Below are 14596 nucleotides of genomic sequence, written 5' to 3'. Positions count from 1 at the left end.
TCATGCTCCCCAACTCGATGGCGTACCGCCGACACGGTCGGCGTTGATGGTCTCCTGATAGCCCGATTCGGCGAACGCCGCCATCGGGTCGGCGGGCAAGCCCCGCTCGGTGCGCCACCGGGCGAGCCGGGGGCGGACGTCGGTGTAGAACGCGTCCATGACGATCGCGTTGGCGCCCAACACGTCCGAGTCCTTCTGCGCCGCGGTCAGCGCGTCGGTGTCGACGAGCAGCGCGCGTGCCGTCATCTCCTGGACGTTGAGGACCGACCGGATCTGCCCGGGGATCTTCGCCTCGACGTTGTGGCACTGGTCGAGCATCAGGGCGACACCCGACTGCGGGTCCAGCCCACCGCCGCGGATCACCTCGAACATGATGCGGAACAGCTGGAACGGGTCGGCCGCACCGACGATGAGGTCGTCGTCGGCGTAGAACCGCGAGTTGAAGTCGAAGGAACCCAACCGGCCCAACCGCACCAACTGCGCCACGATGAACTCGATGTTGGTGCCGGGGGCGTGGTGGCCGGTGTCCAGGCACACCATCGCGCGCTCCCCCAACGCGGTCACGTGGGCGTACGACGTGCCCCAGTCCGGCACGTCGGTCATGTACATCGCCGGTTCGAAGAACTTGTACTCCAACACCATTCGCTGGTTCGGGCCGATGTGCTCATAGATCGCCGCCAGCGATTCGGCCAACCGGTCCTGCCGGCCGCGGATGTCGCCCTGGCCGGGGTAGTTGGTGCCGTCGGCCAACCACACCTTGAGGTCACGCGAACCGGTCTCGTTCATCACCTCGATGCAGTGCAGGTGATGGTCGATCGCCTTGCGCCGCACGGCCTTGTCGGTGTGGGTGAGGCTGCCGAACTTGTAGTCGTCGTCCTGGAACGTGTTGGAGTTGATCGTGCCCAGCGATACCCCGAGACCCTCGGCGTAGGCCGACAGGGCGGCGTAGTCGTCGACGGTGTCCCACGGGATGTGCAGCGCGACCCGGGGGGCCAGGCCCGTCATCCGGTGCACCATCGCAGCGTCGGCGATCTTCTCCTCCACGGTGCGCGCGGTGCCGGGTGTACCGAACACCTTGAAGCGGGTGCCCGAGTTGCCGAACGCCCACGACGGCAGTTCGATCGCGAGGTGGTCGAGGCCGGTGTTCATAAGGTGGCGACTGCTCTTTCGGTGATCGTGTTGAAACGTTTCAACATGACTCCGCTTACAGTAAGGGAGACGCGTGAGGGCGTCAAGATGCGTCGAGTGTGCAGTCAGCGCGAGAAATCGGTCGGAATCTTCGCAGTCGGTTCACACTCGTCGGCGATCAGCCGGTCAGACCGAGCACCCGCAGCGCGTTGTCCTTGAGCACGAGCCGGCGCACGGACGGTTCGAAGCCGAGGTCGTCGAAGTCGCGCTGCCACCGGTCGAGCTGGATGTACGGGAAGTCGGTGCCGAACAGCACCTTCGTGCGCAACTGCCGCCGAATGGCGCCGACCAGCTGGGGTGGGAAGTACTTCGGGGACCAGCCGGACAGGTCGACGAAGACATTGGCCTTGTGGGCGGCGATCGAGATCTGTGCGTCCACCCAGGGCACCGCCGGATGCGCCATCACGACCGTCAACTCGGGGAAGTCGGCGGCCACGTCGTCGAGAAGCATCGGATCCGAGTAGCGCAGTTTGATGCCGTGTCCGCCCGGCAGCCCGGCCCCCATCCCGGTCTGCCCGGTGTGGAACAGTGCCGGGACGCCGGCCTCGGCGATCGCCTCGTAGATCGGGTAGAAGCGGCGGTCGTTGGGTTCGAAGGCCTGCATGCTCGGGTGGAACTTGAAACCCCGGACGCCGAAATCGCGGACCAGTTCGTGCACCCGGTGCACCGCCCGCCGCTCATGCCACGGATCGACGCTGCCGAACGGGATCAGCACGTCGTTGTTGCGCGCCGCGCCGGTGACCAGGTCCTCGATCGAATTCGGCACATGGCGCATCGCGGTGCGGGCGTCGATCGTGAACACCACCGCCGCGGTGTTGTGCCTGCGGTACTGGTCGGCGAGCGCGTCGACACTCGACAGCGCACCGGACCCGAGGTTGAAGTACTTGGCGGTGGCCTCGACCAGGACGTCGTCGTAGGCCGGGTGGCCGTGGCCGTCGATCTCCACGTGGGTGTGGAAGTCGATCGCGTCCACGCGGGCGAAATCGATTCCGTACTCGTATCTCCCGGTCGCCATGAGCGCGAGACTACGGTTGTTGACCGAAATCCGTGGAAATCCGTCAACAACCGTAGTCTCGGCGCGGCAGTCAGGCAGAGGCCTCCGGCGCGTAGCCCAGCGCGGCCTTGATCTCCAGGAACTCGTCGAACGCGAACTGGCCCCACTCACGGCCGTTGCCGCTGCGCTTGTAGCCGCCGAACGGGGCGCTCATGTCGAAGCCGTGGTTGATCGCCACCGACCCGGCGCGGATCCGGCGCGCGACCTCGCGGGCCCTGTCCAGATCGGCCGCCGACACATAGCCCGCCAACCCGTAGTCGGTGTCGTTGGCGATCTCGATGGCCTGGTCGAGATCGTCGTAGCCGAGGATGCACAGCACCGGCCCGAAGATCTCCTCGCGCGCGATCGTCATGTCGTTGGTGACGTGCGCGAACACCGTCGGCTTCACGTAGTAGCCCTTGTCGAGGCCCTCGGGACGGCCGGTGCCGCCGACGGCGACCGTCGCACCCTCGTCGATGCCCTTCTGGATCAGGCCCTGGATCTTGTCGAACTGCACCTTCGACGCCACCGGTCCGATCGCGGTCTTGTCGCTCGGATCGCCGACCTTGACCGCACCGGCGGTCTGCTTGGCGATCTCGATGGCGTCGTCCATCCGGGAGTTCGGCACCAGCATGCGCGACGGCGCATTACAGCTCTGCCCGCTGTTCATCATCATCACCGACACACCGGCGGCCACGCTCTTGGCGAAGTCGTCGTCGTCGAGCACGATGTTGGGGCTCTTGCCGCCGAGTTCCTGCGTCACCCGCTTGACGGTCGGCGCCGCGTTGCGGGCCACCTCGATCCCGGCACGCGTCGACCCGGTGAACGACACCATGTCGACGTCCGGATGGCTCGACAGCGGCACGCCCACACCCGGACCGTCACCGAAGACCATGTTGTAGACACCGGCGGGAACGCCTGCGGCGTCGATGATCTCGGTGAAGATCTGCGCCGAGTACGGGGCGACCTCCGAGGGTTTGAGCACCATCGTGCAGCCGGTGGCCAACGCCGGGTACACCTTGCAGGCGATCTGGTTGATCGGCCAGTTCCAGGGGGTGATCAACCCGCAGACCCCGACCGGCTCCTTCACCACCAGCGTCGAGCCGTGCTGTTCCTCGAACTCGAAGTTCTTCAGCACGTCGATCGCCGTCATGAGGTGTCCCAGCCCCAGGTTCACCTGGGGGCCCGCCGCCAGCGACGCCGGCGCACCCATCTCCTCGGACACCGCCTCGGCGAGGTCATCGGCCCGCTTCTGGTATTCGGCGACGATGGCCTGCAGCACGTCGAGGCGTTCCTCGCGGGTGGTCTGCGACCAGGTCGTGAACGCGCGGCGCGCGGCCTGCACCGCCTGGTCGACATCGGCCGACGACCCCATCGCGATCTTGCCGGACACCTCCTCGGTGGTCGGATTGTCGACCTCGAGGGCGTTCGGACGCAGCGGCTCGACCCATTGGCCGTCGATGTAGAACTTCAGATACTCACGCATGGCTCAAGCTTTCCCTATCCACCGGCCTACTGGGTGCCTTCTGCGTACCAGGTGCGGAATCGGTCGTATTTCGGCATCTCCTCGGAGTTGGCCTTCGGATCGATGCACACGTGGACCACGGCGGTCTTCCCGCTCGCGAAGGCCCGCTGAATCGCCGGGCCGATCTCGTCCTCCTTCTCGACGTACTCGCCGTGGCAGCCGAAGCCCTCGGCGATCTTGTCCATCCGCACGTCCTTGCTCCAGTGCACACCGGGCTGCGGCGACGGCTGCTCGAACGTGCGCTTGTACACACCGACTTCCAGGCCCCACTGGTGATCGACGCCGACCACGCACACCAGCGGCAGTCCCTCGCGGGCGGCGGTCTCCAGCTCGGCGATGTGGAAGAGGAACGCCGAATCGCTCGTCAGCAGCATCACCGGACGTGTGCGGCCCTCGGCCACCGACGCGCCGACGGCGTAGGGCAGCCCGGTGCCGAGGTGGCCGAAGTTCTGGTTCCAGATCACGTCGCGCGGTTTCACCTGTGAATAGGTCCACTGGAAGATCACCGTCGCGCCGCCGTCGCGGACCAGGATCCCGTCCTCGGTGTGTTCTTTGAAGGCCTTGGTGGCCTCGACGACGAAGCGGGCCGGGTGCACCGGGGTGCGACCGCTCGGCGCTTCCTCGGCCACCCGGGCGAGTTCGGCGGCGTCGGCCTCGACGAGCTGCTCGAGGTTGGCCGACGGGGTGCGCGGGGTGTCCCGCAGCGCGTCGACGAGCTGCGGCACCACCCCGCGCAGGTCGCCGACCAGCGGTACGTCGAAGCGTCGGTTGACGCCGATCGCGGTCGGGTCCTGTTCGACGTACACCCACTTGCGGTCGGCGTCGTTGCCGGCCCAGTGCTGCGTCCGGCCGTAGTGCATGGGCTCGCCCAGTTCGGTGCCGAGCGCCACGCACAGATCGGACTCCTCGACGGCCTCGTTGGCGGCCGGGGAGAACAGGTACGGGAAGGTGCGGTCCTCCAGGCCGGGGATGAACGAGGTGCCGCCGGAGGTCTGGATCACCGGGCAGGCCATCAACTCGGCCAGCTCCCTGACCTGATCCTGGGTCCGTGAGGTGTGAACGCCGTGACCCACCAACAGAATCGGGCTCTTCGCCTGGCGGACCAGTTCGACGGCCCTGGCCACCTCGGCGCTGCCGGCGCCCTGGTTCACCAGCCGGTAGCTGGACGGCGGCGGCGCATCCCCCACGTTGAGCTCGTCGAGGATGACGTGCGACGGGAACTCGATGTAGGCGGGGCCGGGGGTGCCGGACATGGCCCGCCGGATGGCCTCATGCACGATCTCGTCGGTCTGGTCGGCGTACTCGATCGAGCTGCTGTACTTCACCGACGGCGCGAAAAGCCCTTCCTGCTGGACGAATTGGATGCGGCCACGCCGCACCCGCCGCTCCGTGATGCGGGCCCGCTGGCCGCCGAGGAAGATCACCGGGGAGTTCTCCACCAGCGCGCACATCATCGCCCCCGCGATGTTGGCCACGCCCGGCCCGAGCGTGCCGATGCACAACCCCGGCCCGCCCGTCATGCGCGACGCCGCCTCGGCCATGAACCCGGCGCTCAACTCGTGGTGCGGCGCCACCACCGACCAGCCACGCGCGTCGGCCTCGGTGAACATGTGCACGAAGTTCGGGTCGGGGATGCCGAACAGCGTGTTCACACCCTCGGCCTCGAACAGGTCGAGAATGCGTTTGTAGACGGGGACACCCATGGGATTACTCTCCTTGATCGCGATAGCGTTGAGCGAGTTGTCTGCGGTGCGCCGCAGGGGATCCGAACAGCGAGCGGTTGAGCGCGGCGCGTTTCAGGTACACATGGATGCCGCTCTCCCACGTGTATCCGATGCCGCCGTGCAGTTGCATGGCCTTGCCCGCGACGTCGACCGCCGCACTGCAGACGTGCGACTTCGCCATGGCGGCGGCCACGGACGCATCTCCGGTGACGACGGCGTCCACGGCCGTCGCGACCAGTTGGCGGCACACCTCGACCTGCACGAGCATGTCCGCGCAGGCGTGTTTGACGGCCTGGAACGATCCGATGGGCCTGCCGAATTGCGCACGCACCTTGGCGTAGTCGACGGTTGCGGCCAGCATCGCCTCGGCGAGTCCGAGGCTGTCGCAAGCGACGGCGACCGCGGCACGGTCGCGTAACCGGCGCACCGCGGCGTCCGGGTCTCCGTCGAAGCGCAGCATCGTCGGCGGTTCGAGCGTCCGGGACGAGACCGTGGCCAGCCGCCGCGTCTCGTCGACGACGGGCACGGGCGTGACGTCGAGTTCGGCCACCGCGACCGCGCCGTTGGCCACCACCAGCATCCGATCGGCGCCGACGGCGTCGGGCACGAAGTCCAGTTCCTCGAGCGCGACGGCGACCCTGGTGTCGCCGGCGGCGATGCCGGTGAGCAGCCGGTCACGAGTCTCGCTGGGCCGCAGTGCGTTCAGCGTGCCGACGGCGAGCACGGCGCTGCCGAGATAGCTCCCCGCGCCGGCGGCGCGGCCCATCTCCTGGCAGATCACCGCGGTCTCGGCGAACGTGGCGCCCGCCCCGCCCAGGTGTTCGGGGATCTCGAGACCCACCCACCCCGCGTCGACGAGTACCGGCCAGTCCACCACCCGGTCCTCGGTGTGTTCGGCTCCTCGCGTGCGCTTACCGAGGACGTCGGCCGCCACCGACCGCAACTCGTCGTGGAACTCCTCGAAGCCCATCAGACCGCGCTCGGTTCTCGGGGCAGGCCCAGGCCGCGCTCACCGATGATGGTGCGCTGGATCTCGCTCGACCCGCCGGGGATCGTCCACTCCCACGAGCCGATGAAGTCGAGCACCCACGAACCGGACTCCCATCCGCTCGACATCGGTTTGGCGGTCACCGCATGTCCGGGCAGGCCGCCGATCTCGGCGCCGAAGTCGGTGAGCCGCTGCAGCAGTTCGCTGTAATAGAGCTTCACGATCGACGCGTCGGCCGGTCCGATGGCACCGGAATCGTGTCCTTCCACCACTTTCCGGCACAGCCCACGCAGTGCGGTGATCTCGCATTCGAACTGGGCCAGGCGGTCCGCCACCACCGGATCGTCGACGGGGCTGGTGCGCACGAGCCTGCGGAAGCCCGCATTGGCCAGGCGCTCGGCGAGTTCCAGCATGGTCATGCCGCGTTCGGCGCCGAGTGTCGCCTGTGCGACCTGCCAGCCGGCGTTCTCGGCGCCCACCAGGTTGGCGGCGGGTATCTCGACGTCGTTGAGGAAGATCTCGCAGAAATGGGAGTCGCCGACGGCGTTGCGGATCGGCCGAACGTCGACGCCTGGGGACGTCATGTCGAGCAGGAAGTACGAGATGCCTTTGCGCTTGGGCGCATCGGGGTCCGTGCGCGCCAGCAGCAGACACCAGTCGGCGTGCATACCGCCGCTGGCCCAGAGCTTCTGGCCGTTGACGACGAACGTGTCGCCGTCGCGGCGGGCGGTGGTGCGCAGGGCGGCCAGATCCGAACCGGCCTCGGGTTCGGAGAACCCCTGCACCCAGATCTCGCCGTCGAGGATCGCAGGCAGATGCCTGCGCCTTTGCTCGTCGGTGCCGGCGACCAGCAGCGTCGACGCGGCGTGGTGGATGCCGACGAACGCCAGCACCAGGCGCGGTGCGTCGTGGGCGGCCAACTCCTGGTACAGGACAATCTGCTCGGGCACCGAGAGTCCGCCGCCCCATTCGGCGGGCCAGTGCGGCACCGCGTAGCCGGCGCTGTGCAGTTCGGCGAACCAGTCCTTCTGGAAGCGGACGAACGCGTCGTCGCTCACCCCGGTCTGCCGCTCACGCCAGTCCGGGGCAACGTGCTCGGCACACCAGGTGCGCACGGTGGCGCGGAAGTCGTCGATGCTCACCTCGGGCGCTCCCGGAACGCGTTGGCGCGCAGGCGGTCCATCACCTGGGCAACGGCGAGGCCGTCGTCGAACGAGGGGGTGATCTGCGTGCCCGTCCGCAGCGCCTCGGCGACCTGGCCGAAGAAGGTCACCAGCGCGGGATCGGGTCGGCCGGGTCGGTCGAAGGCGAAGGTCTCCGGCTCGGCACTGCCGGTGCGCAACACGAGCGTCGTGTCGGCGGTGAGTTCGATCGCGCCGTCGGTGCCCAGGAGCACCGCGCGAGGCAGCGTGTTCACTGCGGTGGCGAATCCGGTGTCCTGGGTCGCCGTCGCCCCGCCGGCCAGGACGAACCACGCCGCGTAGGCGTCCTCGGCGGTCGCCGTACCGCGGTGGGTGGGATCGTCGATCCGGGTGACGCCGCCGCAGTCGACGATCTCGCTGCCGAACAACCAGCGGGTGAAGTCGATCAGATGGGACCCGTAGGCGCCGATCCAGCCGCCGCCGAGGTCGGCGTCGTTGATCCACCCGTACCGGCGGCCGCGCAGCCCGTTGCCGTACCAGTTCCAGCTCAGGTGAGTCAGCGTGCCGATCGCCCCGGCGTCGGCGAACTCCTTGACCTTCGCCCATGCGGCGCGGCACCGGAACTCGAAGTTGAGGAAGGTCAGCACGCCGGCCTCGCGGGCGCGGTCGACCATCGCGGCGGCCTCTGCGGCGGTGCGACCGAACGGCTTGTCGCACAACACCGCGGTGCCACGATCCAGCGCGGCGGTCACATGGTCGACGTGGAGGAACGGCGGCGAGTGCACGGACACCAGGTCGACGCCGGAGGCGATCCGCCGGGCGACGGCGCCCTCGTCGCGGGGGCTCACGACCTCCACGTCGAATCCGGCGGCCTCGTAGGCCGGGGCGGCGGCGTGCCTGCCGAAGCCGGTGCCGATGACGAGAACCTTCACGTGTACAGGCCCGTCAGCCCGCGGCGGCCCGCGCGTCTGGTCAATTCCGACCGCGTCGCCGACAGTCCGAGCGGCAGGCGGCGCAGCGGCTGGCTGTAGCGCGACAGCCACGACAGCGTGGTCTCGTCGCAGAAGCCGACGGCGCCGTGCAGCTGATGGCACACGCGGAACACGACTTCCGCGGCCTCGATCGCGGCCAGCCGCAACGCCAGCGCATCGTCGACGGCCTCGGACCGTCCGGTGGCGATGCTCCACAGGGCGTATTTGGCCAGGATGTCGACGCCGCTGCGTTCGACCTCCGCATCGGTCAGCTGAAACTGCACGCCCTGGAAACTCGACAGCGTCTGCCCGAACTGCTTGCGCAGCGTGACGTGAGCAGTGGTCAGTTCGATGGCCCGGTCGAGCATGCCGAGCAGCGTCCAGCAGGGCAGGGTGAGAGCGAGGGCGAGGTCCCCCGTGCCTGCGTCGCCGGCGGCGGACAGTTCCAGTTCGGCGACGAACGCCGCACCGGCAGCGCCATGGCCCGTCACCATACTCCGGGCGCCGTCCAGTGCGACTGCTGCCCAACGTGTTTCGAGACCGGCGAGCGCACCGGCCGGGCGGTTGCCCGAGACGACCAGCAGGCCGTCGACGTCGAGGTCGGCGGGGCGGGCCAGTCGCTCGGCCACCGGATACGGGACGGCCCAGTAGCCGGCGCTGCGGCACAGTGCGGCGGCCGCTTCCAGTTCGTCCGGGTCGGCCCGGACGTCGAGCTCCCACGCGCCGAGTTCGGTCAGCGTCGGGCCGGCGAGTGATTCCCGGTCGGCCGGTTTGGCTTCGGCCTGCTGGACCAGCAGGTCGCCGCCGGCGTTCTCGAAGGCCCGCAGCGCCTGGCGACCGTACTCCCGGGCGTCGTCACCGAGGTCGAGGATCATTTCGCCGCCGCCAGCAGGGCGCGGGACAGCAGGATGCGCTGCATCTCGATGCTGCCCGACGACACGGTCGCGGCCTGCGAGTACCGCCAGTGGTCCTCGACCTCGCCGAGGAACCAGGCGGCCCGGGCGTCGTCGTGGGACACCTCGGCGGCGATATCCATCAGCACCTCCGCGCTGTCCTGGTCCAGCTTGGTCACCGCAATGCGGTAGGCGGCGGCGTCGCCGGGCTGGATGCGACCGCTGTTCTGCAGTTCGACGATGCGGTAGGCCATCAGGCGGGCCCGGCGGCAGTGCGTGAGCATCCGCACCCAGCGCCCGCGCAACTCCTCGGACAGATCGTCCCAGCGCTCACCGAGAACCGTTGGCGCAGCGGCGAGCAACCGTTCGCACCGGGCGTACCGGGCGATGCCCACCCGCTCGAACGCCATGACGTCCTGCACGATCGACCAGCCCGCGTCGACGGTGCCCAGCACGTCGGCCTCGGTCACCCGCAGATCGTCGAAGAACACCTCGTTGAGGTGGTGCGGGCCCAGCATGGAGCGGATCGGCCGCACCTGGATCGCCGGATCGTCCATCGGCACCAGGAAGATCGTCAGGCCCTGTTGTTTGCGCTCGCCCTTGGAGGTGCGCGCCAGCAGGAAGCACCACTGCGCCATCGTCGCGTAGGACGTCCAGATCTTCTGTCCGCTGACCAGCCACCCGCCTTCATCGCGGCGGGCGACGGTGCGCAGCGAGGCGAGGTCGGAGCCGGATTCGGGTTCGGAGAAGCCCTGGCACCAGATCACCTCACCGCGGGCGATCGGCGGCAGATGCTTGGCCTGCTGCTCTTCGGTGCCGTGCCGCATGATGATCGGCCCGACCCAGTTGACGCCCATGTACTGGGCGCCGCGCGGTTCGTGGTGCGCCCACATCTCCTCGCGCACCACGGTCTGCTCCCACACCGACGCTCCCCCGCCGCCGAACTCCTCCGGCCACGCCAGACACAGCAGGTCCTGCTCGGCGAGTAGTCGGCAGAAGCGTTGCGCGGTCTCGAGATCGGCCGGATCGTCGGTGAACGCCCCGAGGAAGTGCTCGGGCACATGGTCGTGGACGAGCGCACGCAGCCGGGTGCGCAGGTCGGCGGCCCGCGGCCCCATGTCGAAGTCCATGGTCACCCCATCTCCGAGGCGCCGACACTACGGTTGGTGACGAGATCCGCCGGATTTCCGTCATCAACCGTAGGCTCGGCGCGGCCCAAGCCCAGTTCGTCGAGGACCGCGGCGGTGTCGGCACCCAGTTCCGGCGCAGGCCCGCGGACGTGACCCGGGGTGCGCGAGAACCAAGTCGGCACACCGGGAAAGCGCACCGCGCCATGCGGGGTCTCGACGGTCTCGAACAGGCCGACGGCGTTGAGGTGCGGGTGGTCGAACAGCGCGCCGGGGTTCTGGATCGGCGCGGCCGGGATCTCCAACTCGCGGAACAACGCCAGCCACTCGTCGGTGGTGCGCTCCTTCAGCGTCTCGGCGACCAGGCCGTAGACGGTGTCGATCTGCTTCGCCCGCCGCTCGAGCGTGCCGTACAGATCGTTGTCCCACACGGGTTTCACGGCGCGGACGAACGCGTTCCAGTGTTTGTCGTTGTAGATCAGCGCGGCGATGTAGCCGTCCTTCGTCTCGTACGGCTTGCGGTTGGGCGCGACGGTGCGCGGATACACCGCGGGTCCGAGCGGGGGGTCGAACATGGCGCCGTTGGCATGTTCGACCAGCATGAAGGCGGCCATCGTCTCGAACATGGCGACTTCGACCTCCTGTCCCTCGCCGGTGCGCTCACGGTGGAACAGGGCCATCATGGTGGCGTACAGGGCGGTCAGGCCGGCGACCTTGTCGGCCATGATGGTTCCGACGTAGTTGGCCTCGCCGGTGAGTTGTTCCTGCACGGCGGGGATACCGCATTCGGCCTGGATGGTGTCGTCGTAGGCGGGCAGATCGCGGTCCGGGCCGCGGTGCCCGTAGCCGTAGCAGTTGGTGTAGACGATGTCCGGGTTCAGCGCGGCGACGTCGTCGTAGGCGAATCCGAGTTTGGCGATCGCCTTGGCGCGCATCGAATGGATGAACACGTCGGCCTCGGCGATCAGCGCGCGCAGCGCCGCCTTGCCGTCCTCGGTGCGCAGGTCCAGCACGATGCCGCGCTTGCCGCGGTTGACGTTGACGAACACCCCGCTCATCCCCTGGGCGGGGCCGACCGAGATGAACCGGGTGTTGTCCCCCTCCGGCGGTTCGACCTTCACGACGTCGGCGCCCATGTCGGCCATGATCTGGGTGCAATACGGACCCATCACCATCGCGGTCAGGTCCACCACGCGCACACCCGCCAACGGCCCGGCCGCGTCAGCCATGCGAGGCTCCCTGCGCCGAGTTCTGGAGAGCCATCCCGAAGCTGTAGCGGATGTGGGCGTTGTGGCCGTCGGGTACCACCGGGAACACGACGGGCTCGGAGCGGTCGCGGATCGCGTCGAGGTCGGCGGCGACGTCCTCGACCGACCACGACGGCCGGTACACACCCGGTGTCTCGGTGAGGACGGCGGCGGCCACCCGGCCGGCCAGCGCGATGAACATCTCGCCTGTCACCGAACAGCTTTCGTGCGCCAGCCAGCCGACCGTCGGCGCCACCAGTTCCGGGCCCATCGGCGGATAGGCCGACGTGTCGATCCCCTCGGCCATCCGGGTGACCGCCGCGGGCACGATGACGTTGCTCCGCACGCCGTGTTCGGCTCCCTCGATGGCCGCGACGTTCGACAGCCCGATGACCCCCGCCTTGGCGACGGCGTAGTTCGCCACGTCGTGGTTGCCGTAGAGGCCACCGATCGACGAGGTCAGCACGATGCGGCCGTAGCCGGCATCGCACATCACCGGAAAGGCCGGCCGCACAACGTTGAACGCGCCGCGCAGGTGGACGTCGAGCACGGCGTCGAAGTCGTCGTAGCTGATCTCGCGCAGCGATCCGCGCCGGACGTTGCCCGCGTTGTGGATCAAGATGTCCAGGCGGCCGTACGTGTCCAGCGCCGCCTCGACGATGCCCGCCCCGCCTGCGGGGGTGGCCACCGAATCGGTGCTGGCGATCGCCTCACCACCGGCGGCGACGATCTCGCGAGCCACCTCCTGCGCGGGTCCGGCATCGCTGCCGTCGCCGGTCAGGCTGCCACCGAGGTCGTTGACGACGACCTTCGCCCCGCGCGCGGCGAGCAGCAGCGCGTACGCCCGGCCGAGCCCGCGACCACCGCCGGTGACGACGGCGACACGGCCGTCGTACCTCAACTCAGTCACGAAAGTTCCAGGCCCTCGAGGTCGCCGCTGTCCCGCCACGCCGCAATCAGCTCGTCGAACGCGTAGAAGCCGGGCGAGTAGAAATCGCCGAGGAATGCACCGTTGCGCTCTGCGCCGCCGCGCCCCTCGTTGTTGTAATACCCAGGAGTGCAGGATAATTCGAACGCCGAGTTGTCGATTGCGAGCTCGCGGACGGTGTGGACCCAGTTGTCCTGGGCCTCCTGGGTGGGCTCGACCACGGCAGCGCCCCGGTTCTGCGCCTCGGCCACGATGTAGGCGATGTGCTTGGCCTGTTGTTCGAACATCGCCGTGGTGTTGGCCGACACGCCACCCTGAATGAAGCCCATGAAGAACTGGTTCGGGAACCCACGACTGGTCATCCCGTGCAGTGTCTTGTAGTCGTCACGCCAGTAGTCGAACAGCGAGAGTCCATCGCGGCCGACGATGCTGTCGATGGCGTACCGGCGGTGGATCTCGGTGGAGATCTCGAAGCCGCTGGCGAAGATCACACAGTCCACCTCGTACTCGACGCCGTTGGCGACGATCCCCTTCTCGGTCAATCGTTCCACGCCTTTGGATTCCGAGACGTCGACCAGCGTCACGTTGGGCCGGTTGAAGCTGGCCAGATACTGCTCACTGGACGTCGGCCGCTTGCACATGAAGCGGTAGTACGGTTTGAGTGCTTCGGCGGTGTCGGGATCCTCGACGATCTCGGCGACGCGCCGGCGCAGCCGCTCCATGATCTTGTAGTCTTCCTCTTCCCGGAACGCCATGATCTGCTCGATCGTGACCGCGGCGGGGTCGGGGCTGGCCGCGATGCGTGCGGTGAGGTTGCGGCCGAGTTCGGTCCAGAAGTCGCACACCAGATCCGGCTCACCGAAGACGACGCCGACGAACGGTGACCAGTTGTGGAAGTTGCGCTTGCGCTCTTCCTGCCAACCCGGCTGCAGCGATGCGACCCAGTCCGGATCGGTCGGGGTGTTGACCCGCTGGTCCACCGACGACGGGGTGCGCTGAAACACGTAGAGTTGCTGGGCGTCCCGGCCTAGATGTGGCACCAGCTGGATGCCGGTCGCGCCGGTGCCGACGAGCGCGACACGCTTGTCGGCCAACTTGTGCAGCCCACCGTCGGCGTTGCCGCCGGTGTAGTCGTAATCCCAGCGCGCCGAATGGAACACGTGGCCGGTGAAGTCCTTGATGCCAGGAATCCCGGGAAGCTTCGGACGGTTGTAGGAGCCCTGCGCCATCACGACGAAGCGCGCCCGGATCTCGTCACCGCGGTCGGTGCTGATCTGCCAGCGTTGCGCCCCGTCATCCCAGCGCAGTTCACGTACTTGAGTGGAGAACAGCGCGCCGTCGTACAGGCCGAAGTGCTTGCCGATGTTGCGGCAGTGTTGGAAGATCTCCGCGCCGTCGGCGAATTTCTTGCTCGGCATGAAGTCGAGCTCTTCGAGCAGCGGGATGTAGCAGTAGGCGTCGTTGTCACACTGGATTCCCGGGAACCGGTTCCAGTACCACACACCGCCGAAGTCGCCCGCCATCTCGATGACCCGGATACCCGTCACGCCCGCCTTCTTCAGGTACGCACCTGCGAGCAGCCCCGCGAAGCCGCCGCCAAGGATCACGACGTCGGTGTCCTCGACGATCGGGTCCCGCGGGTTCACGGTCGTGTACGGGTCCACCTCGTAGAACTCGGCGAATTCGCCTTCGAGCTCCAGGTACTGGTCGGCGCCTTCGGGCCGCAGCCGCTTTGCGCGTTCGGCGGCGTAGCGCTCGCGGAGTGCGGGAATGTCGATGTCGTCCGGGGTCGCGGTCGGACCGCAGGTGTTCTCGGTGGTGGTCAACGTC

The 14596-nt window shown here is 68.2% G+C and carries 12 protein-coding genes; all 12 read right to left on the bottom strand.

Going from position 1 to position 14596, the window contains the following annotated elements; genetic code table 11:
- The gene (gene rhaI, locus AU196_RS23460) at positions 1-1149 is read right to left on the bottom strand and encodes an L-rhamnose isomerase (protein WP_059097477.1); all 1149 of its coding nucleotides are present in this window, start codon (positions 1147-1149) and stop codon (positions 1-3) included.
- A gap of 157 nt (positions 1150-1306) precedes the next feature.
- Entirely contained in the window at positions 1307-2203 is an 897-nt protein-coding gene (locus AU196_RS23455; RefSeq protein ID WP_059097476.1) for an amidohydrolase family protein, read from the bottom strand.
- A gap of 70 nt (positions 2204-2273) precedes the next feature.
- A complete protein-coding gene (locus AU196_RS23450) occupies positions 2274-3707 on the bottom strand; it encodes an aldehyde dehydrogenase family protein (RefSeq protein ID WP_059097475.1) in 1434 nt (477 codons plus the stop codon).
- A 26-nt stretch (positions 3708-3733) separates the two neighbouring features.
- Entirely contained in the window at positions 3734-5449 is a 1716-nt protein-coding gene (locus AU196_RS23445; protein WP_059097474.1) for a thiamine pyrophosphate-binding protein, read from the bottom strand.
- 4 nt (positions 5450-5453) lie between these two features.
- On the bottom strand, positions 5454-6440 hold the full coding sequence (locus tag AU196_RS23440; RefSeq protein ID WP_059097473.1) for an acyl-CoA dehydrogenase family protein: 987 nt from the start codon (positions 6438-6440) through the stop codon (positions 5454-5456).
- Positions 6440-7600 (bottom strand): acyl-CoA dehydrogenase family protein, encoded by a 1161-nt coding sequence (locus AU196_RS23435; RefSeq protein ID WP_059097472.1) that lies wholly within the window; start codon positions 7598-7600, stop codon positions 6440-6442. The genes AU196_RS23440 and AU196_RS23435 overlap by 1 nt, the downstream gene beginning before the upstream one ends.
- A complete protein-coding gene (locus AU196_RS23430) occupies positions 7597-8532 on the bottom strand; it encodes a Gfo/Idh/MocA family protein (RefSeq protein WP_059097471.1) in 936 nt (311 codons plus the stop codon). Before AU196_RS23430 ends, AU196_RS23435 begins: the two co-directional genes overlap by 4 nt.
- Positions 8529-9446, bottom strand: a complete 918-nt coding sequence (locus tag AU196_RS23425; protein WP_059097470.1) for an acyl-CoA dehydrogenase family protein — start codon at positions 9444-9446, stop codon at positions 8529-8531. Before AU196_RS23425 ends, AU196_RS23430 begins: the two co-directional genes overlap by 4 nt.
- Entirely contained in the window at positions 9443-10594 is a 1152-nt protein-coding gene (locus AU196_RS23420) for an acyl-CoA dehydrogenase family protein (RefSeq protein ID WP_059097469.1), read from the bottom strand. Before AU196_RS23420 ends, AU196_RS23425 begins: the two co-directional genes overlap by 4 nt.
- Positions 10595-10596: 2 nt before the next feature.
- On the bottom strand, positions 10597-11820 hold the full coding sequence (locus tag AU196_RS23415; protein ID WP_059097468.1) for a CaiB/BaiF CoA transferase family protein: 1224 nt from the start codon (positions 11818-11820) through the stop codon (positions 10597-10599).
- Positions 11813-12748 (bottom strand): SDR family NAD(P)-dependent oxidoreductase, encoded by a 936-nt coding sequence (locus AU196_RS23410; protein WP_059097467.1) that lies wholly within the window; start codon positions 12746-12748, stop codon positions 11813-11815. The genes AU196_RS23415 and AU196_RS23410 overlap by 8 nt, the downstream gene beginning before the upstream one ends.
- Positions 12745-14592, bottom strand: coding sequence for a flavin-containing monooxygenase (locus tag AU196_RS23405; RefSeq protein ID WP_059097466.1), 1848 nt, complete (start codon positions 14590-14592; stop codon positions 12745-12747). Before AU196_RS23405 ends, AU196_RS23410 begins: the two co-directional genes overlap by 4 nt.
- Between the last annotated feature and the right edge of the window lie 4 nt (positions 14593-14596).

This window comes from Mycobacterium sp. IS-1742, from assembly GCF_001500125.1.
Classification (GTDB): Bacteria; Actinomycetota; Actinomycetes; order Mycobacteriales; family Mycobacteriaceae; genus Mycobacterium.
Note: the sequence above shows the minus strand (reverse complement) of the source record. Positions and strands in the feature narration are given on the sequence as shown.